Annotated in this window: 22 protein-coding genes, 1 rRNA gene, 1 riboswitch and 1 other annotated feature; of the genes, 3 read left to right on the top strand and 20 right to left on the bottom strand. The window is 31.2% G+C overall.

Annotated features, from left to right (window positions below; translation table 11 throughout):
- Positions 1-7 precede the first annotated feature (7 nt).
- Positions 8-541 (bottom strand): sigma-70 family RNA polymerase sigma factor, encoded by a 534-nt coding sequence (locus OCU55_RS21235; protein WP_261854292.1) that lies wholly within the window; start codon positions 539-541, stop codon positions 8-10.
- A 315-nt stretch (positions 542-856) separates the two neighbouring features.
- Positions 857-1,690: a GNAT family N-acetyltransferase gene (locus OCU55_RS21230; RefSeq protein WP_261854291.1), complete on the bottom strand. Its 834-nt coding sequence runs from the start codon at positions 1,688-1,690 to the stop codon at positions 857-859.
- Between the two features lie 332 nt (positions 1,691-2,022).
- Here OCU55_RS21230 and rsmH point away from each other — a divergent pair, with 332 nt between their 5' ends.
- Entirely contained in the window at positions 2,023-3,087 is a 1,065-nt protein-coding gene (rsmH, locus tag OCU55_RS21225) for a 16S rRNA (cytosine(1402)-N(4))-methyltransferase RsmH (RefSeq protein ID WP_261854290.1), read from the top strand.
- A gap of 147 nt (positions 3,088-3,234) precedes the next feature.
- Here rsmH and OCU55_RS21220 read toward each other — a convergent pair whose 3' ends face one another.
- Positions 3,235-4,017, bottom strand: coding sequence for an HAD family hydrolase (locus OCU55_RS21220; protein WP_261854289.1), 783 nt, complete (start codon positions 4,015-4,017; stop codon positions 3,235-3,237).
- Between the two features lie 165 nt (positions 4,018-4,182).
- On the opposite strand from OCU55_RS21220, the gene OCU55_RS21215 reads away from it, so the two are divergent.
- Positions 4,183-4,947 (top strand): DeoR/GlpR family DNA-binding transcription regulator, encoded by a 765-nt coding sequence (locus tag OCU55_RS21215; protein ID WP_261854288.1) that lies wholly within the window; start codon positions 4,183-4,185, stop codon positions 4,945-4,947.
- A 202-nt stretch (positions 4,948-5,149) separates the two neighbouring features.
- Here OCU55_RS21215 and OCU55_RS21210 read toward each other — a convergent pair whose 3' ends face one another.
- From OCU55_RS21210 to OCU55_RS21160, 11 genes are all read right to left on the bottom strand, one after another.
- On the bottom strand, positions 5,150-5,677 hold the full coding sequence (locus OCU55_RS21210; RefSeq protein WP_261854287.1) for a GNAT family N-acetyltransferase: 528 nt from the start codon (positions 5,675-5,677) through the stop codon (positions 5,150-5,152).
- A 46-nt stretch (positions 5,678-5,723) separates the two neighbouring features.
- Positions 5,724-6,233: an HAD domain-containing protein gene (locus tag OCU55_RS21205; protein ID WP_261854286.1), complete on the bottom strand. Its 510-nt coding sequence runs from the start codon at positions 6,231-6,233 to the stop codon at positions 5,724-5,726.
- A gap of 181 nt (positions 6,234-6,414) precedes the next feature.
- A complete protein-coding gene (locus OCU55_RS21200; RefSeq protein ID WP_261854285.1) occupies positions 6,415-6,765 on the bottom strand; it encodes a DUF2200 domain-containing protein in 351 nt (116 codons plus the stop codon).
- 133 nt (positions 6,766-6,898) lie between these two features.
- The gene (metG, locus tag OCU55_RS21195) at positions 6,899-8,530 is read right to left on the bottom strand and encodes a methionine--tRNA ligase (protein ID WP_261854284.1); all 1,632 of its coding nucleotides are present in this window, start codon (positions 8,528-8,530) and stop codon (positions 6,899-6,901) included.
- A 239-nt stretch (positions 8,531-8,769) separates the two neighbouring features.
- Positions 8,770-9,035: a binding site (T-box leader), on the bottom strand.
- 244 nt (positions 9,036-9,279) lie between these two features.
- On the bottom strand, positions 9,280-9,711 hold the full coding sequence (gene pth2 / locus OCU55_RS21190; RefSeq protein WP_261854283.1) for an aminoacyl-tRNA hydrolase: 432 nt from the start codon (positions 9,709-9,711) through the stop codon (positions 9,280-9,282).
- 391 nt (positions 9,712-10,102) lie between these two features.
- Positions 10,103-10,972: a methionyl aminopeptidase gene (locus OCU55_RS21185; protein ID WP_261854282.1), complete on the bottom strand. Its 870-nt coding sequence runs from the start codon at positions 10,970-10,972 to the stop codon at positions 10,103-10,105.
- Positions 10,973-10,993: 21 nt separating this feature from the next.
- The gene (locus tag OCU55_RS21180) at positions 10,994-11,674 is read right to left on the bottom strand and encodes a DUF5680 domain-containing protein (protein ID WP_261854281.1); all 681 of its coding nucleotides are present in this window, start codon (positions 11,672-11,674) and stop codon (positions 10,994-10,996) included.
- A gap of 262 nt (positions 11,675-11,936) precedes the next feature.
- Positions 11,937-12,308, bottom strand: a complete 372-nt coding sequence (locus OCU55_RS21175) for a nuclear transport factor 2 family protein (RefSeq protein WP_261854280.1) — start codon at positions 12,306-12,308, stop codon at positions 11,937-11,939.
- Between the two features lie 31 nt (positions 12,309-12,339).
- Complete coding sequence (locus tag OCU55_RS21170; RefSeq protein WP_261854279.1) at positions 12,340-12,813, bottom strand: flavodoxin; 474 nt, start codon at positions 12,811-12,813, stop codon at positions 12,340-12,342.
- Positions 12,814-13,358: 545 nt separating this feature from the next.
- Complete coding sequence (locus tag OCU55_RS21165; protein WP_261854278.1) at positions 13,359-14,204, bottom strand: sialate O-acetylesterase; 846 nt, start codon at positions 14,202-14,204, stop codon at positions 13,359-13,361.
- Positions 14,205-14,559: 355 nt separating this feature from the next.
- The gene (locus OCU55_RS21160; protein WP_261854277.1) at positions 14,560-15,537 is read right to left on the bottom strand and encodes an alpha/beta fold hydrolase; all 978 of its coding nucleotides are present in this window, start codon (positions 15,535-15,537) and stop codon (positions 14,560-14,562) included.
- Positions 15,538-15,757: 220 nt separating this feature from the next.
- Here OCU55_RS21160 and OCU55_RS21155 point away from each other — a divergent pair, with 220 nt between their 5' ends.
- The gene (locus OCU55_RS21155; RefSeq protein ID WP_261854276.1) at positions 15,758-16,351 is read left to right on the top strand and encodes a TetR/AcrR family transcriptional regulator; all 594 of its coding nucleotides are present in this window, start codon (positions 15,758-15,760) and stop codon (positions 16,349-16,351) included.
- Positions 16,352-16,514: 163 nt separating this feature from the next.
- On the opposite strand, the gene ade is transcribed toward OCU55_RS21155, so the two are convergent.
- The 6 genes from ade to rrf all read right to left on the bottom strand — a co-directional run.
- On the bottom strand, positions 16,515-18,260 hold the full coding sequence (ade, locus tag OCU55_RS21150; RefSeq protein ID WP_261854275.1) for an adenine deaminase: 1,746 nt from the start codon (positions 18,258-18,260) through the stop codon (positions 16,515-16,517).
- Positions 18,261-18,671: 411 nt separating this feature from the next.
- Positions 18,672-18,771, bottom strand: a riboswitch (purine riboswitch).
- 243 nt (positions 18,772-19,014) lie between these two features.
- Positions 19,015-19,689 carry a methyltransferase family protein gene (locus OCU55_RS21145; protein WP_261854274.1) on the bottom strand — a complete coding sequence of 225 codons (675 nt, stop codon included), beginning with the start codon at positions 19,687-19,689 and terminating at the stop codon, positions 19,015-19,017.
- 160 nt (positions 19,690-19,849) lie between these two features.
- Positions 19,850-20,665 (bottom strand): MerR family transcriptional regulator, encoded by an 816-nt coding sequence (locus OCU55_RS21140; protein ID WP_261854273.1) that lies wholly within the window; start codon positions 20,663-20,665, stop codon positions 19,850-19,852.
- Positions 20,666-20,924: 259 nt separating this feature from the next.
- Positions 20,925-21,521 carry a GNAT family N-acetyltransferase gene (locus OCU55_RS21135; RefSeq protein WP_261854272.1) on the bottom strand — a complete coding sequence of 199 codons (597 nt, stop codon included), beginning with the start codon at positions 21,519-21,521 and terminating at the stop codon, positions 20,925-20,927.
- Between the two features lie 45 nt (positions 21,522-21,566).
- Complete coding sequence (locus tag OCU55_RS21130) at positions 21,567-22,439, bottom strand: AraC family transcriptional regulator (RefSeq protein ID WP_261854271.1); 873 nt, start codon at positions 22,437-22,439, stop codon at positions 21,567-21,569.
- A gap of 543 nt (positions 22,440-22,982) precedes the next feature.
- Positions 22,983-23,075, bottom strand: a 5S ribosomal RNA gene (gene rrf / locus OCU55_RS21125); the annotation flags it as partial.

Here is a 23,075-nt window from a genome sequence, read left to right as displayed (position 1 = left end):
TCCCTCCTCAAGCTTTGGAAAACAAATTTCTTAGTTTGGTTTTTCCTCTTGAAATTCTGTTATATACTACAGATGGTTTTATATTAAATTCCTCACTAACTTCCTTTATGGATTCTTCTTTTACAAAAAGTTTTATAAAGAGTTGTTTATCCAAAGGACTAAGATTTTTAAGAAGCTCTTCTACTTCCTGCTCCATTTCATCCTTTAACACCTCTTCTTCTATACTGAAGGCACTCTCTAAATCAATCTCAGTTAAGTCTATATACTCAAGAGTTTTTAAATACTTTCGTTTATAATCAATGGCTTTGTACTTAGCTATTGCAGCAATCCAGTTTTTCAAGATATTCATATCTTTATTAAAGCTAGCTATGTTGTTCCATATTCCAATATATACATCATTTATACACTCCTCATGATACTGAGCAAGATTAAATAAATGCTTTTTAACTATAGCTTTTATTAATGGCGCATATTCATCGATGAGTAACTCCATACCTTTTTCATTTCTTTTTTCTATTAATGAGCAAATTTCTTCATCCATAGTAAAATTCTCCTTTCTGAAGGGCCCTTACACTTACTATTACGTATTAAATATAGTTAATTCTATCAATGGGTAATTTTTTATTTCAATGCTAAAGCATTTATCAAAATTAAGTGTGTATACATCCTATACTTTAATGAGCTTACGCAAAAAATTAATACTTAAATAGACCTTATCACTTAATGTCAAATGATAAGGTCTGTCCCAAATATAAAATCATTCCAATTTTCATTATATAAAATTTCTGATAAGTCATATAATCCATTTCATTTAATTACAAGTATGTGGCTCAAACAAAGACAAAAACTTCACTTTCTATCTTATATCTTTAATAACAAATTCATGGATTCTCACTGTTTTAAAACCTAGTTTCTCATACAAATCCTTTGCCTGATTGCCTTCAACTACCCATAGACTAACTTTTTCATATCCTCTATCTAACAGTTTATTAACAGAATAACTTACCAATTTTTTGCCATATCCCTTTCCTTGCTTGTCTATAGCTACCGCAATACTATCTATCTCATTATCATCAAGAATACTAACAGCCACTATTTCGTTATGCTGTTTTAATACAAATATGTTTTTTAAATTTTCTTTATATAAACTTTTCTGTTTTTCACTTGGAGAGCTCAAGGTAGATTCTAATCCAACCAATAAACGCATTTTATGAAAAGCCTCACTAGATATTTTTTGACACTGATAATAATCCTTATCTTGGTAACTCATAATTTGACAATTATCTACTGTCAGTTTCTCGCCAGTATAAACCATAAAATTGGAATAAAACCACTTCCTATATCCGTTCTTATACAAAAAGAGTTTTTCTGATTCATTAGCCTTAAAATCACATACTATTTCCTCAACTCCTGAATTTCTCATATTCTCTTCTATTGCTTTTAAAAGTATGGTTCCAATTCCTTCTTTTCTCCTTGATGGTTTAACATATAAAGTCATGCTACTCTTCTTATCTATACCATTAAATACACCTACAGCTAGGACTTCACACCCATCTCTAACAATAATACCATACTGTGGATAGTTCTCTAAGCATACAATTATATCCTTCCTCACAAAACTATCATCTGAAATTAGTTCATTTATCGCTGACTTATATTCATGTTTGTACTGTTCAATATATATATCCATTATTTAATCCCCATACCAAAATTTAACTACACATTCTGTATAAATATTAGCATAGTTATATTTGTGTATCAAGTTACAACATTTTTCTTTAACAAAACAATAGAACGGTATCATCGTCATATATGAATAAATGTTGATGTTTCAAAGAAACTGATAATACCAACAATTAACCCTAAAATAATCAGTTATCCTTTGTAAATTCTTTTTATTGAATTTTAGAATGCCTAATGTAAAACAGAAGCTAAACTATGGTATTGCTTTAACAAATCCTATCTGATATTATAAAATTTACAAGAAAACTATAAAAATATAATATAAAATGAGGGAAGATAATGGATCTAGATAACACATTGGATGAGAAAACTCCCAAGCACCAACGCCGTACTCGTTATAAAGGTACTCACCCTAAGAATTTTAAAGAAAAATATAAAGAACTGAACCCAGAAAAATATGCTGATGATATTGCAAAGATTATTCAGAAGGGTAATACACCTGCAGGCATGCATATTTCAATTTGCGTTAAAGAAATATTGGAATTTCTCCAAATTGCGCCAGGACAAACCGGTTTAGATGCAACACTAGGTTATGGAGGCCATACTTTAGAGATGCTTAAATGTTTAAATACAAAAGGTCGCTTATATGCACTTGATGTAGATCCTATTGAATTGCCACGGACCAAAAATCGTTTAGAACAATTGGGTTATGGTCCTGAAATTTTAGAGATTAAGCAAATGAATTTTTCTAAAATAGATCAAGTTACGCCAAAATCAGAGTCCTTTAACTTTGTATTGGCAGACTTAGGTGTTTCTTCTATGCAAATAGATAATCCTGATAGAGGCTTTACCTTTAAGTTCGAAGGTCCATTAGACCTAAGACTTAATCCGAATGTAGGCATCTCTGCAGCAGAGCTTCTAAAAGAAATGACCCTATTTGAAATAGAAGATATGTTGATTGAAAATTCCGACGAGCCTCATGCTGCAGTAATCGCTCGTGCTATTCTTTCCAGCATAAAAAAAGGAGTTGATATAGCTACAACAACACAACTCCGAAATATAATCAAAGACGCATTGAAATATGTTCCAAAAATCAAAGACAATGATATTAAAAAATCCTGTCAGCGAACCTTTCAAGCGTTACGAATTAATGTGAATCATGAGTTTGAAGTGCTAGATGAGTTTTTAGAAAAACTTCCTGATGTCCTAGCTAAAGATGGTCGTGTTGCCATACTTACATTTCATTCAGGAGAAGATCGTCGCGTTAAAAAATCCTTTCAACACTTCTTCCGTGAAGGCATTTATTCCGAAATAGCAACAGAACCTATTCGTCCATCAGCAGAAGAATGTCGTGCTAATGGTCGTGCAAGTTGTGCTAAATTACGTTGGGCAATCAAAGCGTAATATATAATTTTAGATCTTATATATGCCTAAAAAGACAAAAAACTGGATTCCGAGTTTTACGGAATCCAGTTTTTTTATTTGTTTTTCCAGCAAATTAAGAATACTAATCATTTAATCATTTTCCTTCGAAAACTTGCTGTATATATTTCACAGAATAAATCTTTCAATTTCTAGTGCTACACCATCATTATGCACAGTATCCGTAACTTTTTTAGCATAACTCTTAACGAGGTCGTCAGCATTTCCCATGGCTATTCCGCAACCTACTGTGGACAACATTTCTATATCGTTTTTCCCATCTCCAAAGGCATAACTATTTTCTATAGGTATATCTAAAAACTCTAGTACCTTTAGAATTCCTGAAGCTTTAGAGTTTGTTTTAGAATATAATTCGAAAGAGCCATCTGGATTGTCAAGATACGAAAACCTATCCTTTCCTAGAGATGCACAAAAATCAATTCCCTTTTGATCCTTGCATAACATTTCAAGCTTATAAGCTTCAACCTCTTCAAGCTCAAACTTACTTGTTAGATACTTCTTAGATATATTATAAGTATCATAAAAAGAATGTAGAGCTTTATGCTCATCCTTAATGTATGAGTATTGTTCTCCTTGCAGTATATATTCAATATTAAGTTCTTCAAACTTAACAACTAATTCCTTAACAACTTCTTTTTCAATAGCTTCTTTATGAATACATTTATCTCCAACCTTAACATATGCACCGTTAGTAAAAATGAAACCATCAAATCCAAAATTGAGCAATGCTTCATTTAAGAAAGCATAGGGTCTTCCTGTTGCAATAAAAACATAATTTCCCTTTGCTTGTAGTTCACGTATAGCTTTTTTAACTCTAGGAGTAATATCTGTTAATCCATTTAAACAATCAATCAAGGTACCATCAATATCAAAAAACACTGCCTTTTTCATATTACTTCTTATCCTCCTAAACACACTGTTATTTTCCACTATTATTTTAGCAACTATCATTTATTATCATTTTATTGCGTTAATTCCCATTTGTCAATATTTCAATTGCATTCTTATAACTTAATTGATAAAATAAAAACAAATGAGAACAACTTGGAGGAAACTATGTTTATTGAAGAAAGGCATAAACAAATCTTAGATATATTAGAAAACGAAGGAAAAGTGTTAGTAAAAGATTTAAGTTTGCAATTTGGAGTAAGTGAAAGCATGATTCGGAAGGATCTTCAAGTTTTAGAAAAAAATAACCTACTACAGCGTACCTATGGTGGTGCCATTAATATAAAGAGAACTATTGTTAACGGGGAAAGTTTCTCTGAGCGAGTTGAAAAGGACACAACTTTAAAAGCAGTTATTGCTGAGAAAGCTTATGACCTAATACAGGATGGTGATACCATATTTTTAGATGCCTCAAGCATATCCTACCTTCTTGCTAAACTGATTTTAGAAAATAATAGAAGTATTACTTTAATTACAAATATGGTTGAGATCTCATCAATGATTAGAACAGATTCTAAGGTTCATACCATTTTTATAGGTGGAGACTATAATCCTGTTATTGGTGGAAATGTAGGTTCTCACTCAAATGAGCAAATTAAGCTTTATCGTTGTAATAAAGCCTTTATTGGCTGCGGTGGAATTGACCTTGGTGACGGAAGTGTAAGTTCTTGTGAATCTGAGGATGCTGGCACTAAAAAAGCAATTATGGAAATATCCAAGAAATTATTTTTATTGGCTCCAAATGAGCGCTTTAATCTAGATGGAATCTATAACTTTTCAAATATATCAGATTTTCATGGAATTATTACTGAAGCAGAGCCAAGTGATGCTATCCTTAACTTGCTTCACCAATATGATATTAATTTAATATAGGCTTGTAGTATTGAGTTTCAATAATTTAATTAATAATATTTTTGTAAAAATAAGGCTTGCTTATATATTTAAGCAAGCACCTATCTTATACGCATATTGTTCAGCTCCGTTCAAAACTATTTACTTAATTAAATTCATATTTGCAAAACCATATAATATTTCTTTTGAAGTCAATTTATTTTTTATGGATATAAAACACGCATCATACTAGACATTCTAACTGACAGTCACATGGTTCTTTTTCTACATGTTCCTTATTATATTCTTCCGCTTCAACACATCCCATTGCCTTATAGAATGCTTGACTTTCTACTGCTGAATGGGCTGAAATATACAGCTTCTTTGCACCATGCTCTTTTGCCCATTTCTTCGCCTGTTTAAACAGTTCTTTTCCGATACCTTCCCCGCGCATATCTTCCGAAACATGAATACTGGATAAATCCAAATATTCTTTGTTTTTTCCAAAGAGATTAGGTTCAACTGATGCAAAGCCTTTCAACTCATTGTTACAGAATGCTCCAAGTACCATTCCACCTGTTAATACCGTATTTTTCAAACAAGAAATCAGTCCTGCGTATTCTTTTTCTGTCCACTCATCTATAAAAGCAATATCTTTTATACACCACTTTCCCTCTATTTTTCTCCAGCATTTTGTTACCCTTTGATGACGTTTAAAGTTAGAAAACAGTTTCATATTAAGACTTTCCGTTTCTATTTCAATATATTCCATAATAACCTCCAAAGCATATATAACTCTTGCAAACCCTCACACAAATTTAAATTTCTAGAGTTTTTAAATTAAGTAGCTTAATTGCCTCTAATACATTTTCCTTTGTCAATCCAACATTTGCATCTGTCTTTATTTGATGTACTTCTATCTCCTTATCATTCAAATCTAAATCATCAAGAACTAAGTACTCTTCAACGCTATCATATTTATTCAACCACAATAAAATTTCTCTTGCCTTTACCAAACTGAATTTTTTAGATTTTCTAATTTCCTCAGTTGTAAGATCAGGTGTTTTATCATATATAAATAAATTATGAGCTTTCAATATTTCATTAAAGTATATTGCTTCATCTCTAAGCGGCTTCATATTGTCATCAAACCAAAATCTCCATCCAGAATGTAAAACAATCTTAGCATCTGTTTCATGGATAATCTTAGATAACAGCAAAACTTTTTCACTATCAATAAACTTACCTTCACTAATTTCTCTTTCATTATCACTGTTCCAAAATGTTGAATTTAATACACCATCAATATCTAAAAATAATATTTTCATTCTTTCTCCATAACTACTTTAAATGAGATTTCTCTAGTTTTTATATAGAATCTACTAAGTAGCATCCTTATTGTAATTACAAAAATATATTTACCATTGATACTAATTTATTAAGAATAAAGATTCAACAAAAACACCGATTCTTTAATATATAAAATCAGCGTTTTTTTGTTTTTAATTATTATTTTCTCAAAATTTTATCCATCGCTTTTCCTTTTGCTAACTCGTCTATCAGCTTGTCCAAATAGCGAATTTCCTTCATAGTTGATTCTTCGATGTCTTCCACTCGGACACCGCAAACCACACCTTTGATCAAAGTCCTCAACGGATTCAATTTTGGAGCTTCTGCAAAGAAGGTCTCAAAGTCTGTCTGTTTACCCAGTTCTACTTCTAAATCTTCCTGGCTATATCCTGTCAACCAACAGATGATTTCATCAACTTCTGTTTTCATACGTCCTTTTTTCTCTGCCTTAGCAACGTAAAGGGGATAGACACTTGCTACACTCATTTTATAGATGTTATGTTTTGTCATGATATATCCTCGCTTATATGGTTTTACTTATTGTATCATTAAAAATAATGGTTTTCAAACTACAACATATAGCAGCCTCCTGATAAAGTAAAAATATCATAAGAGGCTGTTTTATCATTATTATAATATATATTTAATTTCTACTGTTCAACAAACTATTTCTCTCCTCTTCTATTAACTTTTTATCAAGTCTTTCAAATAATATTGTTATTTCCCCAATTGAACTTCCATGATTCGGCTCAATTACTTCCCATCTATCATCATTAAAATTTAACCATGATTTTATCTTTTCTGAAGACTCCGGTAGAAATGGTGATAATAAGTTTGCTATATTTGCTATTGAATATATACAGTTATATATTGTATTACCACAAAACTTAAAATTATCCTTCACAGTGATCCATGGTGCGTTTTCATCAAAGTATTTATTGATACTTCTTATAAACTCAAAAACTTTCTCAAGTGCAGCCTTTAAATTTCCTTGTTCAATAAGTTTTCCTATAATATCATATAAGATGACTATTTCTCTCTTGATATTAACATTCACTTCTCCACTCGGAATCTCATTATCAAAATATTTTTTTGCAAAAACTAAGGTTCTATTAACTAAATTTCCATAAGCCCCCAATAACTCACCATTGAAACTATTGACAAATTCTCTCCAAGAGAAATCCGCATCTCTTTTTTCAGGTGCATTTATTAAGAAAAAGTACCTTATAGCGTCAGGTTTATACCGTTCTATTATATCTGGTATCCATATAGCCCAGTTATTACTTGTCGATATTTTTTTACCTTCCAGTGTTAAGTATTCACTAGATACTATCCTATCAGGGAGCTTATTATATCCTATTCCCTTTATTAAAGCTGGCAAAATTATAGAGTGAAAAGGGATGTTATCTTTACCATGCACATAATATGAAATAGCACTTTCATCCCAAAACTCTTCATAGGATTTTTTATTTTCTACTGCCCATTTTTTACTCATCGTGAGATATCCTAATACAGCATCTATCCATACATAAACCTTTTTATCACTGAACCCTTTTATAGGTATATCTATTCCTAATGATAGGTCTCTTGATATAGCCCTATCACATAACCCTTCATTTAGGTATCTTTCTGTATTATTTACTGCATTAATTCTCCAATTACTTTGATTCTTATCTAGATTTTCTTTGATTGTGCTTTGAAATTTAGATAAAGAGAAATATAACTGTTTTGCGTTTTTTACTATTGGCTCATTGTTACAAAGTTTGCATTTTCGTTCCGAAAGTTCTAAAGGCTCAAGTAAAGTTCCACAATTATCACATTGATCCCCTCTAGCGATTGAATGACATTTTGGACACACACCTTCAACATATCTATCTGGTAAAAATTGATTGCAATGCTCACAATATATTTGCTCTACTTCTTTTTCGTAAATTAATCCTTTGTCATATAATAAAATTATAGCTTCTTGTACTTCCTTTTTATGAAATTCATCATCTGTCCTGCCATAATAATCATATGAAAAATTTAGCTTTTCAAAACACCTTTTAAATTCTGTATGATATTTATCAGCTATATCCTTTGGTGATACGCCTTCTTTCTTTGCTCTTATCGATATAGGTGTTCCATGACAATCGCTACCTGAGACATATAATACATTATCTCCTTTTGCCCTATAATATCTCGCTATCACATCTCCTGGCAGCAATGCTGCTATATGCCCTATGTGCAACGATCCATTTGCATAAGGCCATGCTCCTCCAATTAAAATATTCATTTTTTATTCCTCCTATTTTATATAATAAAAATATTGCTAAAGCGACCTTCTTTAGTAAAATTTTTTACCCTTCTGCCTTTCTTAAGCGTATGTGAAGAAATTTTAGCAGACGACATAAATTTTATTTTTTATTCTTTCTCTGATATATGCATTTAAGCCGTCTACACATACTTATCCACACTTTTATCTAAAATATAATTTCCTAAAGAATAAAAAAACTCCCGTCCTAAGAAATAAATCTTAGGAACGAGAGTTAAACTTCGCGTTACCATCCTAATTCGCACATCTTTCACAAAATGAGCCTCATCAAGTACGTCATATAAATAATATGATTATACTCTATCACTATAACGGGTGAACCCGTTGCAGCCTTAATTTTTTAAATAAAAAATCTCGGTGCACCGCTCTGAGGCCATTTTCACTTTAATATCCTTTGCTTCCTCTCACCAATAGAAACTCTCTGTATAAGTATTCTTAAAGTTACTTTCCTCTTCCTTGCATTTAAAATCATTATACTCCTATTAATTACATTGTCAATATCTTACATAGCTAATGTTTATTTTGCTTTTTTAACTTCTCTATAACATCAGTATGTTTTTCCCATTGACCCTCTCATGTTGTGTATAGTCATCTGCTTATCAAGTTCAATATGTCTACTTAATACAATATTCCAAGCTAAAACCACTTATGCAGAAGCATCTCATAAGGAATCATCTAAATCGAAAATAATTCATTTTTTATTCATCATTTTATAGCAATTTTAAGTCACCTGTTATCTCATCTATATCTTTATCCCATGCTTGACCTATAGCAAGGCATGTCTTAGTAGGTACCCCTTTAAACATAGTAACACCTGCATCTTCTATCATTAAAACTGGAAGCCCTTTTTCTTCGGCCTTATTATATATATCAATCAATTCCTCTTCAGAATTAACATATAGACACACTTTTTTAAAGCCTTCTTTAAACCAATTATCAATAGCTGAATATTCTTCAACCTTTAAGTTTAAAGAATATGCTCCAGCTTTTGAGTTATCCTCTTCTTCATTGATTATATTAGATACTTCCATCATCTGAAGGATCATTCCCAATGATGCATGACTTCCTTGGGCTATCATCTTCCCTTTGGTCATCTGTAAATCTTTTCTCATAACTATAACCTGCTTGGTTCTTCTATCCATAACATTTCACCTAACCTCTTAATGTTTTTTCTTTTAATAAGAATATATACTTAATTATTAGCTCTATATATAATTTCTTGTGTCAATTCATTTTTTAATATTTCTCTCAATGAAATCAATATGTAGTTCTATTGCATCATTATATATAGATATACCAGTTCTATAAAGTAAAAATATATTATATACCATTTAACTATTAATAGTATATAACTTGATTTATAAATTCTATTTGGAACTGGTTTATCTATAGTTTAAACCAACTCCCAGCCACCATGTTGTAATTATAGTATAGCATCGTAGTTAGAGTATGGTGATGCCTAATTTACTAAAATAGGCTACAAAAAAACACCTGTTTAAACAGATGCTTTTAACTGAATTGATTATAATAAAGTTATTTTGCAATGATTTCAATACCATCATCTGTTACAAGAATTGTATGTTCCCATTGGGCTGAAAGACTTCCATCCTTCGTAAGAGCAGTCCATCCATCACTTGGATCTATAAATAATTCATAGCTTCCTGCATTTATCATAGGCTCAATTGTGAATACCATCCCTGGAACTAAGATCATATCTGTTCCTCTTTTACCATAGTGAGCAACATAAGGTTCTTCATGAATATCCAATCCTACCCCATGGCCTCCAAAGTCCCTAACCACCGAGTATCCGTTTCCTTCTGCATATTCTTGAATTGCCGCCCCTACATCACCTAAAAACCCCCATGGCTTCACTGCTTGTAGTCCTTTTTCTAAACATTCCTTAGTTACTTCAACTAACTTTTTAGCTTCATCAGTTACATCTCCAATCATGAACATTCTTGAAGCATCTGAATAATATCCATTAAGTATAGTTGTTGCATCAACATTTATAATATCTCCACTTTTAAGTATTACATCTTTACTAGGTATTCCATGACATACCACGTTATTTATTGACGTACAGATACTTTTAGGAAATCCATCATAATTAAGAGTTGCTGGAATTCCTCCGTTTGACACTGTGTAGTTATATGCTATATCATCTATTTCCTGTGTTGTCATCCCCTCTTTAATACTTACACTAATTAAGTCTAAAAGTCCATTATTAATCTTTGCACTTTCTCTTATTCCTTGGATTTGCTCTTTTGTCTTTATAAGATCTCTTGTTGGTACTATATAGCCTTTGTCTCTTAAAGTAATTAATCTTTCATCAAAACTCAAGTGACATTTTTTATATTTTAAACCGCTGCCACACCAACATGGCTCATTTCTATTCATCATCATAATTCCTTCTCCATTTATTTATTATTTTATTTTTCCACCATGAAAAAAACATTCATAAACTTTATTATAATTAAAATATATTTCTTCATACCCCTGAAACCATTCAAATCCTCCGTTAATTATACAGTGATATTGATATTGACCTTTTTCATACATAATTGGTCCACGATAAGGATTTTCCTTTGATACTAAACTTAATACTTCCTTTAAAAACTTCCCCGAAAATGGCTCATCTAAAACCCTTCCTGAATAATTCATTGACCATAATGGAATATCCTTATTCCAAATCGCCTCTTCTCCTGAAAATTGTTTTCCTCCGAGATATGTGTCAATGTATTTAAAATCGCCTTCTACATACTCCAAATCATGAGAATTGGGCCTTGAAGCTTTAACTTCTGAACCATTTCCCGCATATGTAGATTTTTTAGCTCTCAATAAAAAATCTATTGCATCATCATTTATATTATTAACTTTATTGGATTCTATTGATAAATGACAGTTTTCCTCATAATCATTTACTAGTTTATCAATACTTATATTAAAGAATTCACTTAATGCTATTAGCTTAGCAATATCTGGATACGACTGCCCTACTTCCCACTTTGCAACTGCTTGCCTTGAGATTCCCATAATTTCAGCTAATTTCTCTTGTGATAACCCCATTGATTTTCTCAGTGTTTGCAATTGTTCTTTAAAACTCACTCATCTCACCTCATAAATTATTATACTGCCATTACTTAGGCACCTCTACCAACTAAATATAGCAATATTTGCAACTATAAGTAGCCTTTCAATTAAAGAGGGTGTCTCAAAGTACTTATATGACACCACTCTCTCTGTAATCTTTCAGTGTAACCGTATATTATTGTTTATCATTCATTTCATAATTGCATTCTTCAAAAAGTCTACTTTATTTGTGGTACGGCTCACCTTTAATAATCGTAAAAACAATCTACAGTTCTTATTAAAACACCCCATTTTCATTAGGAGAATTCTGTGGAATCTCTTGAGATATATCCCACATCTCGGCTATCTTTTCTCCTTCAAAACGATACATATGTACCACTGTCACTTCTTTACCTTCTGTTATCTGAACATGAGAAAGCAAAGTAACATATGGAGACTCAGCAACTGCAAGCTTTATCGTTAGCTTTTTATTAGGAAACATTTCATTACTTTGTAGCATCCCTTGCAGAAGTGATTCTCTATCCCCGCTAAAAAAAACATTATGATGTTTAAAGTTAGGTAAAGTATATAAGTCATAAACTTCACGAACTTTATCAGTTACAACTCCTTGAAGAAAAGCTTTAGCTATTTCTTTTTGACCGTTTTCCATAGTTTCGTTCTCCTTTATAATTTGTCTTTTATTATAATTGGACTCCACTTATTTTAAGCCAATTAATGATTTCTTCTGGTTTTCCCACACCATTCACAGCAAGCCCTGATAGCATGGTTGCTCCTGAACATTCATTAGCAATGTCCTTTTCAATTTGACCAAAGCCCCCGCCTCCATGCGTACAAAATGGAATTACAGTTTTACCTGAAAAATCATGTTGTCTTAGAAAACTCATCACTGGTGGAGCTACTGTTTTAAACCAGTTAGGTGAACCAATAAATATTGTTTCATAATCCTCTATTGACTCATTTCCAGATATCAGTTTAGGGCAATATCCCCTAGAAATTTCACTTCTTACTTCTTTTGCAGCAGTATTATAATCAAAGGAATATTTCTTTTCAGGAATTAATTCTATTACAGTTCCACCAGTTTGTTCTGATATTTCTAAAGCTAATTTCTTTGTATTTTGAAAAAGTGAATAATAAACAATCAATGTTTTGCTCATATATTTGGTTCCTTTCTTTTAAAGTTCTTAGCTCAACTATTAAGTTATGCCTGCATAAAATTCATAGGTTCACGATTTCCGAACATAAATAACTTAAGTTTTCGTAATTTAACCCTCTTCTTTCCATCTATCTTGTAGCTTATAGCATAAGCTATAAAAACTATGAATCACTATTGCTTTTAATTACATTAAACTTACATATATCCATATATTATACTACTTAACACAATTTTTCTATACGGTATGGCTACCCAAATATAATATATAAGTCGCTTAAACGACCTTCTTCAGTGAGTTTTTTGCATATATGCCTTTTCGGATGTATATGCGGAAACTTACACGCGAATAAGTTTATTTTTTATTGTGTAACAATAAAAACCTTGTAGAACCATTGAATTATCTATGCTTAACCGGCATAAAAGTTTTATACCTTCCATGACAGTAAAATAAAGACCATGCCTTAGCACAGTCTTCTATCTCATACTTTTTATGATTTTTTATATTATATTTTCATAAACTAAAAATATAATAATTATCATTATAGTCTATGAATTTATCTTTGACATTTCTGCAAGATAAGCTTCTAAGGATATATGTCCTCCAGCAAATTGCCCTTCAAGTATTGTAAGCTTTTCAGTCTTTGTTAAAGATCTATCACTATCTATATGTATAGCATTTTCTTCGCCTTCTAAAGGCTCTAATATATGCTGAAGTTTATCGTAGGCTTCAAAATATCTAAGTCCAAATATCCTCTGTGAAACTGCGTTAATATGAATACCATCTGGATTTGGTGTTAATCCTGATGCAGTTACAAAATAACAATTCTTATTTGCCTTAGCAAATTCCATTATTACCTGAGTTACTTCTGGATGTTCAGGAAAATAACTGCCTAGAAAACCACTATCTAAATACTCACCTATTCCACCCATAATAATAGGTATATTAGGCTCATCAAGCTCTCTTCGAAAAGCTTCAATAACTTTTAAGAACTTATCGTGATAAAGTTTGTAACGTCCTGGGGAGCATTCATTTTCACCTTGATGCCATAAGATTCCATCAAGCTTGCTGCTTTCTTTCGCTAGCTTTGCTTGTAATATAGCGTGCTTAAATAGCGTTCCCTCTTCTGACCAATCATCTATACTTGTAGAACCTTCGGCACAAGGTATTAATCCTATTTCTTCGTTTTGGTTTTTCTTACACCATTCAGCGGCAAAAGAAGCTGCAGGTCCAACTCCTGAATAAGGTCTATCGAAGTTTATAGGTTCTGTCATAATCTGCCATCTTCCATTACGGAGCATCTTTATACGTTCATTACAAATCATAGGAACCTCTTTTAAGAATCCACGGCCAGCCATATTTGATTGACCAACCATTAAAAAAGAATGTATCATAATTATCTTTTCCTCCTTAGTTTTATGTTCAGTACTTGTTTTTCATTAAATATATATAGATAAACCACTTCTTATTGAAATCTATGAAAATAAGGATTCGTAGGATCATCGAAATCTTTGTTTTTAGTCTAAGGATTGAAGTGGTACATCTTTACATTTGAATATACTTTTATTTTATAACCAAATACACCAATATTCTAGCTCAAAAATAATATAGAGTTGTTTTTGAGTTATGATTTAATTAAAGAGTTCCTATATCGAACTTAGTTTATACTTATTCAAAAATCATACACCTATGACTTTCAGCATAGATAATTTAATAGTTGAGTTAGAAACTTTATATCCAGTTATTTCATCATAGACTTTTCATAAATGAAATTATAGCTGCACTAATTTCCTTTGGTTTCTCTTGTTGAGCCCAATGTCCACAATCCTCAATAAAGATATTCTTACGAAGATTTGGAACTAGTTTATGCATATCTAAAATTATTTGATCCATTCCCGGCATACTTAAACCAACATCTCGACTCCCTACTATAAATTGAGCTGGAATTGTTACTTTCATACCATTAAAGCAACTTAACAATTCTCTATTTCTATCTAAATTGCGATAATAGTTTAATCCACCGCTAAAACCTGTTTTCTTGAAGGCTTTTTCATAAACCTTTAAATCTTCTTCCTTAAGCCATGAAGTTATTTTAGGCATTGGCAATGCTGAAAGTAAACCCTTTTCTCTTGATACCATGCTAAATGGATTAGGAGTTCCATCGTTACCCTTACGTGGGCCTGCATCTCCAGAAGCTGAGTAGAACAAATTATGAACTGTAGAATATATATCTTTCTCAAATTCTTTTTCTGCCACTCCTGGAGTTTGGAAATATAAGGTGTAAAATAACTCCTTGTCGCTCTGTGGAAAAACAGTAGTTGGAGGAATTGGAGGTTGAGGCATCATTGGCACAGTTAATGCTACTATTCCGCGGAATCTATCTGGTCTTAATAATGCTGCATTCCATGCCACTGTCGCTCCCCAATCATTTCCTACTATAACTGCTGTCTCTTCATTTAGTGCATCTAACAATCCAACTATATCTCCAACTAAATGGAGAATCGTATATTGATCAATATCCTTTGGCTGCTCTGTATCACCAAAACCTCTCAAATCAGGTGCTACTACATGAAAACCTTGTTCAGCTAAAACTGGAATCTGATACCTCCATGAATACCATGTTTCTGGAAAGCCATGAAGCAATACTACAAGTGGTCCTTCACCCTGTTCTGCTATATGCATTTTAATACCATTTGTTTCAATAATTCTATGTTTTAAATCACTCATTTTACTTCTCCTTATACATATGCTTTATAAATTTTAGTATAATACTTGCTTATTAAACAGCAGTTGCTCGGCCGATTTGTGCATGTTATGATTATAATGTACTACAATTTGGAGTTCAACCAACAAAGTTGCTATACTGTTGGCTCTTTAATATAGACATAATTATGATTTGAATTTTATACAAAATAGATGCATGTTAATATGAGAAAGGAAAAACATGATGTCAAAATCTCAAAAAAATGATAATAATATACTAAATACTAGTAATTTAATTCAAGCTTCATTTCTTGCATTAGCAAATGAAAAATCCTTTGAAGATATAACTGTTAAGGATATTTCTGAAAGAACACCAGTAAATCGCTCAACTTTTTATTCTCATTTTGAAGATAAATTTGATTTATTAAATTCCTTTGTATCTGATACATTAATGGCATTTATATCTGAAAAGATTCACTCTTACACAAAGCTAACGGAGGATACTTTACTAGATTTAATTCTTATCCTGTATGATTACCATGTGTACATAGGGACTAACTATACAAAATTATATAAATCTGCAAGTGTATTAATTGATATCAAAGTCCAGCTTAAATTACAAGATATCATACTAAAGATGCTAAATAACATTAAACCTTTTTCAAACATTGAACAAGATAAATTAGAATTGCTTACAGTTATGCTTAGCAGCGGCATATATTGTTCTACTAAGCGTTGGTATAGTAAAGGTAGCTCTAAAAACACTTCTTCATTAGTCAAAGAGGTCCTTCCTTTTATGACTGCGGGATTAAAATCTGCAATTGATGAGGTGAAATAATTATAAAAAAGTCGCTGAAGCGAATGAATTTATATTTAAGCTTTCTAAGCATCCTTATAAACAGATATATATGAAATATTCCTTATTAAAGAATAAAAAAAGATCCACAACAAATTAGTCGTGGATGTCTATGCCTATAAATACTACTACATAATCATGATTTTTAAGCTTGCACCTGTATATGAGAAAATGTCTTAAATTCAAACAATCCTGCATCAGTTAATTTAATTTCTGGAATTACCGGAAGTGTTAAAAAAGATAATGTTAAAAAAGGATTAAAGTCTTTGTAGGCTCCTATTACACTAAGAGATTGATTTAAAGTGTGAAGCTGCTCTTGAACTTCTAGATAGCTATTTTCAGACATTAATCCTCCTATAGCAAGAGGCAATGATGCTATAACTTCTTTTCCTGAAGCAACTGCAATTCCTCCCCCCATCTCAATAAGACGATTTACTGCTAAAAACATTTCTTCATCAGAGGTTCCTACAACAACTATGTTATGAGAATCATGCGCAACAGTTGTTGCAATAGCTCCATTTTTTATACCAAAACCTTTGACAATTCCAAGTCCAATATTCCCTGTTGAATGATGTCTTTCTATTACAGCCATCTTTAATTGATCCTTTGAAATAGAAGGAGCAAACATTCCTTTATCTATATCCACCTTTTCAACTCTATGATATGTTATTAAACTATTAGGAACTATCTCTATTACATTGCATAATTCAGAAGATAAAGGTATTTCCAAAGCATTTCCCTTTAGTTCTTTCATATTTATCTTAGGTAATTTCAAGGCTAGAGCTTTACTAATGTCTTCTGCTTTAAAAGCCACTTTATTTATTTTCCCACTATCTACAACAGATTTTCCTTTTTTTATAACCTTATCAATTGAAATACTTTTTAGGTCATTTAGTATTAATAAATCAGCCTGATACCCAGGTGCCACTGCTCCAAAGCTACGAAGTCCAAAAAATTCTGCTGCATTAATTGTTACCATCTGAATAGCTGTCACAGGATCTAGTCCTTCTTTTATTGCAAGCCTTACATTATGATCTACGCTACCCTCTGTAATCAAATCATCAGGTAATTTATCATCTGTAACAAGAATACATCTTCTTGAATTTATTGGAGTAATCACTGGAAGCAGCTTTTTGAGTTCCTTAGCTGCCGTTCCTTCTCTAATCATTAAATACATGCCAAGTTCTAAGCGATCCTTTGCTTCCTCTAGATTTACACATTCATGATCTGCGTATATACCCGCAGCTACATATATGTTTAGTTCTTCTCTACTAAGTCCTGCTGCATGACCATCTATAATACTTCTATTTGAATGTGCATCAGCAATTTTCTTTAACACGCCTTCATTTAAATTCACAATAGATGGGAAGTCCATAACTTCTGCAAGTCCTAAGACCCTTGGGTGTGAATAAAAAGGATTTAAATCTTCTGAATTCAGTATTGCTCCACTACTTCCAAAGGACGTTGCTGGAACACAGGAAGGAAGCATAATAAATATATCTAAAGGCAATTCTTCTGATGCATTTAACATAAAGTTAATCCCATCTGTACCTGCAACATTTGCAATCTCATGTGGATCTGCCATTACTGTAGTAACACCATGCTGAATAAGGACCTTTGATAGTTCATGAGGTGTAAGCATTGTACTTTCTATATGCATGTGACCATCAATAAATCCTGGAACTATAAACTTGCCCTCAGCATCTATAATTTCATTTCCTTCATAGTGACCAATGCCAGCTATAAATCCATCTACAATGGCTATATCACCTTCTGTAATGTTACCAGTAAAAACATTCACTATTTTGCCATTTTTCACAACACAGTCCGCTTTTATCTGCTTACTCGCTACCTTAATTCTTCTCTTTAAAAAATTCATATCCATTTTCACAAAATACACCCCTTACTAAAATCATTAATTTTATCTAAACCACCAAATTACTATGTACTTTATATTTGTGATTCTTTTTGCATATATTACTTCTCTTAAGCGTATGTAATGAAATCTTGATAGGTCTAATTAATTCTTCTTTGTACTCTTTATAGATGTCCAAATTTATATTTTTAATTTCTCTCATCAGTACCTGTAAGAGTTTTAAATATAGATTTCGTATCAAACTGGAACATCCTTAACTCAATATATTACCGATTTCTACACCTCAGACTATAATTATTTATCGATATATCTAAAGTATAATTCTGAAAAATTGCGTTGTTAAAGTATCGTAAAACTAACCACTTAATTTCAAAAATAATCTTAAATACCACCAAAAATATAAAAAAATCCTGATTACGAAGAAAATGAGTCAACAATTTTCTTCGTAATCAGGATTTTACGGCTCCTGGTAGAGACCCTCAAACCATATTATTGAGGTTATACGAATGATTTTCTCTATTAATTTTTACTTATTATAGCTTAATATATAAACATTGTCAATTCTTATTTATATTCTTCAATAAAAACTCATATACTTCAATAAGTCTATTTTAAATTCAAACATTAAGCCATAAATTTAAAAAATTTTAACTATATAAATTTATACCATTAGACCTTTTTTACTTTATAAAATTATAAAATTTAAAAAAGAAACCATTATAACTTTTTAAAATTTTACGCATAAAACTCGAGTTTGAAGGCAACTTAATTACCAAACAAAAGGGATTAATCTATATGGAGTTTTTAAAGAATACTCTTTATACCCCTTAAGACTTCTTGAAAGAACCTCTTCTTCACCATTTATTCTAAACACCATCAAAGGTATAATTAGCAGCATTGGTATTAAAGCAAAATATGATCCAAGTGCTAGAGGCATAAATAGTGAAATTATTACCATTCCAGAATACATTGGATGTCTAACTATTGAGTAAGGACCAGTTGTAATAACCTCCTGCTTCTTCTCCACCTGAATAACCGTTGAAGCATAAGTATTCACCTTGAATACATAAAATATAAAAATATATGTTGCAAAAACAATTAAGTTGGCCAAGAGGATAAACCATACTGTTTCATGAGACCAATTAAAACGAAAATCAATACCAGGTAAAATAAACCCTAAATAATATAATTTTAAAAATGCAGGAGCTTTTTTTGTAGTTTCCTTTTCTTTTACCTTTGCTCTTCTCTCTAAAAATTCTGGATTCTTTTTTGAAAAATACACCGTAATAAAAAAAGTTATTAATGAAAATCCACTCCATAAAACCCAAGCTTCCCAGAACTTTAAGGTTCCTGCTGGAATAAATAGAATAAGCCACATGATTGCAATTAATACTACCGGAACTACATATACCTTTGCTTTAGATTGTTTTTTGTTATTTTCCACAACGGTATCCTCCTTCTTTAATGTATGTACCACTAAACTTATAAATTATGTTTTTAGATTTGACTCTTTTTAATATTATTTTTCAAATTGAAACATAATTACTTGAGATACTGTATGAGCGAGCAGTTAGAATTAAATTATTTTTCAAATGGAAGTTTGCTTATGGTCTATAATTAAGATATTTTTGTATGAGTTGCTTATGTTTCATCTGAGCTGGTGAAAGCACTTTCTTAGTCATTTCATTTAATAAGTTTTCATTAGTTGCACCAAAACCAGATTTATTATAAAGCATTTCTTTTAAAAAGGGTGCACTCTTTATAAATTCCGCACCTTCTCTTGCTAAAACTTCCACTTCAGGATCATCTTCAGACATATCTTTCAGTGTTGAAAGACGTTTTCCAAACTCGATAGCCTTTTTATATTCCTCAGGATGTAATTTAAAATATTCTGCTATAGTTCTAAAATTATCCTTTTGTTCTTCTCCCCATTGAAAATCTTCTAAAATACCAAACACTTCGCTTCTTTGTTTAAATAATTCTGGATTTTCCTCCATATTACTCCTGACATGCTCCGGTTCTAATATATCTGTAACAATTTCAAAGATTTCTGACTGTGAAGTGATTTCTCCATTAAGAACTTCTTCTTTATTTAACCATCTCTCTATTTGGCACAATTGAACTTCTATGTTCTTTTTTTCTTCCAAAAGTTCTGATTGTAGAGATTTCAGGACTTCACCTAACGTATTTCGATTATTTTTATCTCCTAGAATTTCTTTTATTTTCTTTAAATCTAGGCCTAGATTTTTTAAATGCTTAATTTTTCTCATCCTCTCGAGGTCTTCAGCACCGTATATACGATACCCATTTGAGGAGTTTTTCTTTTCTGGTAGTAAGCCAATTTTATGATAATACAAAACTGTTTTTAATGTACTTCTAGTTAATTTAACAAACTCACTTATTTTAATTTGATTATCCATCTTGAACCTCCTTGATTGCATTATAAACCTCACCCTAAGGGTGGAGTCAAATTAAATTTATCCTATATTTAATAAAAAAATCCTGATCACGAGAAAAATACGTAAACAATTTTCTTCGTAATCAGGATTAAATAGATCTAGTAGATGTCTTAAGACCATATTATTGAGTTTATTCATTATTTGGATAAGTTCTAATATGAAGTAATTTATATATATGTCTTAAGTCTGTTAAACATACTTCTCCACAGACTTAATTGAATTATAAATCTCTCGCATGATAAGAATATTTAATACTATAGTCTTCCTTGAGAAAACCGTATATCTCTAGATCTACTACACCTTTTCCAGACCATAAACTAGCTTGTCTAAGTAAGCCTTCCTTCATGAATCCATTCTTTATAAGCACATGTTTTGAGGCCATGTTTTTAGGCATAACCTCTGCCTGAATACGATTAATATTTGCAGTTTCAAATAAAAACTTAATCAATAAGCTTAGAGCTTCAGATGCGATACCATTGCCCCAGTATCTTTCTGCAAGAAAATACCCTACAGTGACCATATCAACCTTTTGATTAAAATCCATTGCTTCAATAATTCCAACTAGCTTGTTTCCATGGTGTTTAGAAAATATGCCCCACTTAATCCTGCTCTTTTTATTATAATCTCTTTCAAAGTGACCAATCATATTTTTTACTGTATAAATATTGTTCTTTGGAATAATACCGCAAAACTCAAACACATTTTCATTATTATAGATTTCAAATACTTCTTTGATATCTGTTTCTTCAATTCTTCTTAATATTAGATTTGAGGATTCCAAAATGGGAAAGTTCCCAAAAATCATTTCCATATTCATATTGACCCTTTTCTCCTTTTCTATATATTATTCTAGATGAAAATCTCATTTAACTGGTATGTATATTTTCATTTTCATCATGTCAGGATATATTGAACTACACACATCAGTTACCTCGAAATCCGGTCCTTCTCTTCTTTCATAATTTGAATTAGGCATCCATGTTTTATAGATATATCTCCAAGTGTTTTGAGCTATTTCTACCGAACCACAAACATTAAATACAGCATACTTTCCTTCAGGTATTTCTAGATTAACAAAACCATCCTCTAATCCATTACTTGGACACCTTACAGCTTCTCCAACAATAAATGAAAACTGACCATCATCTTGATAATTACAACTTATTCCATGAGAAAATGCTGGTGCAATTCTCTCAGAAATTCTCATATAATATTCATTTTTACCAAAGTCATCATAAAAACGTGGAATCTCACTAAAATATTGCTCATCAATAAGATTTGTTTTGTATTCATATCCAGCTATATAAATTTTATTACAATTAATGATTTCAGGTTTATCAATTTCTAAATCTCCCTGTATCTTTTTCTCATAATCCATAAAGTTGATTTTATGAATAAGATTTATGCTGATTTCCTGTGACTTTCGATACTTATAGGGAGTTATACCAAAACTGCTCTCAAATGCCCGTGTAAAAGCTTCTTGAGAGCCATACTGAAAAGTAATTGATATTTCTAGTATAGTTTTATCTGTTCTTTTGAGCAATATAGCAGCTTCTGTCATCCTTCTTTTTCTTATATAACTCTGTACAGAAAAACCTGAAATTGCTTGAAATATCCTTTGAAAATGAAAAGCCGAAAAATAAGCTTTTGATGCTATATCTACAATATCAATATTTTGATCAAGATTCAGTTCAATAAATTCAATTGAATTTTGTATCCTATGATAGTAGTTCATTTCTTTCTTCTACCTCCTGTAAAAAAATCACTTAAGCTACTTTCTTCAGTAATCTTTTTGTGCATGTGCCTTTCTGAATACACATTTGGAAAATTCGGCAAGCGATAAATTGGTATTTTTTATTCTTTAAATCACATTATGTCTTAAGTATTTACTCATCTTTATCCACAAATATAATTGAGTTATAAATTGCTAAAGAATAGAAATCCTTTAAATTTATTGTACAACATCTTCAAATGGTTTTCTTGATAATCTGTGCTATTAATTTCAGATTATATTTTTTTATAAAAAAATCACTGAAGCGACCCTAAATTCTACTCTTCCTCAGTGAATTTTTTTGCACATCTGCTTCTATAAATGTAAATAAGGAAAATTTGTCAAGCAAATAAATTTTGTTTTTTTACTGTATAGTCATAAGAAGCTTGTAAAATCATTAAAATGTCTGTTATATATTAGCCTAAAATTTTTATATTTTTATAAAAATATAAATAAAAAAAGACCTCACTTATCGTGAAGTCTTTTCCGTATCATAAGATACTAATTACCTAGCAACCACCTACTCTCCCACACAGTCGCCCATGCAGTACCATCAGCCGTCTAAGTCTTAACCTTCGTGTTCGGTATGGGTACGGGTGT

It is taken from the genome of Clostridium folliculivorans (assembly GCF_024341905.1).
Taxonomy (GTDB): domain Bacteria; phylum Bacillota; class Clostridia; order Clostridiales; family Clostridiaceae; genus Clostridium_AR; species Clostridium_AR folliculivorans.
The sequence above is the reverse complement of the archived record's forward strand: the minus strand, read 5'-3'. Positions and strand labels throughout refer to the sequence as shown.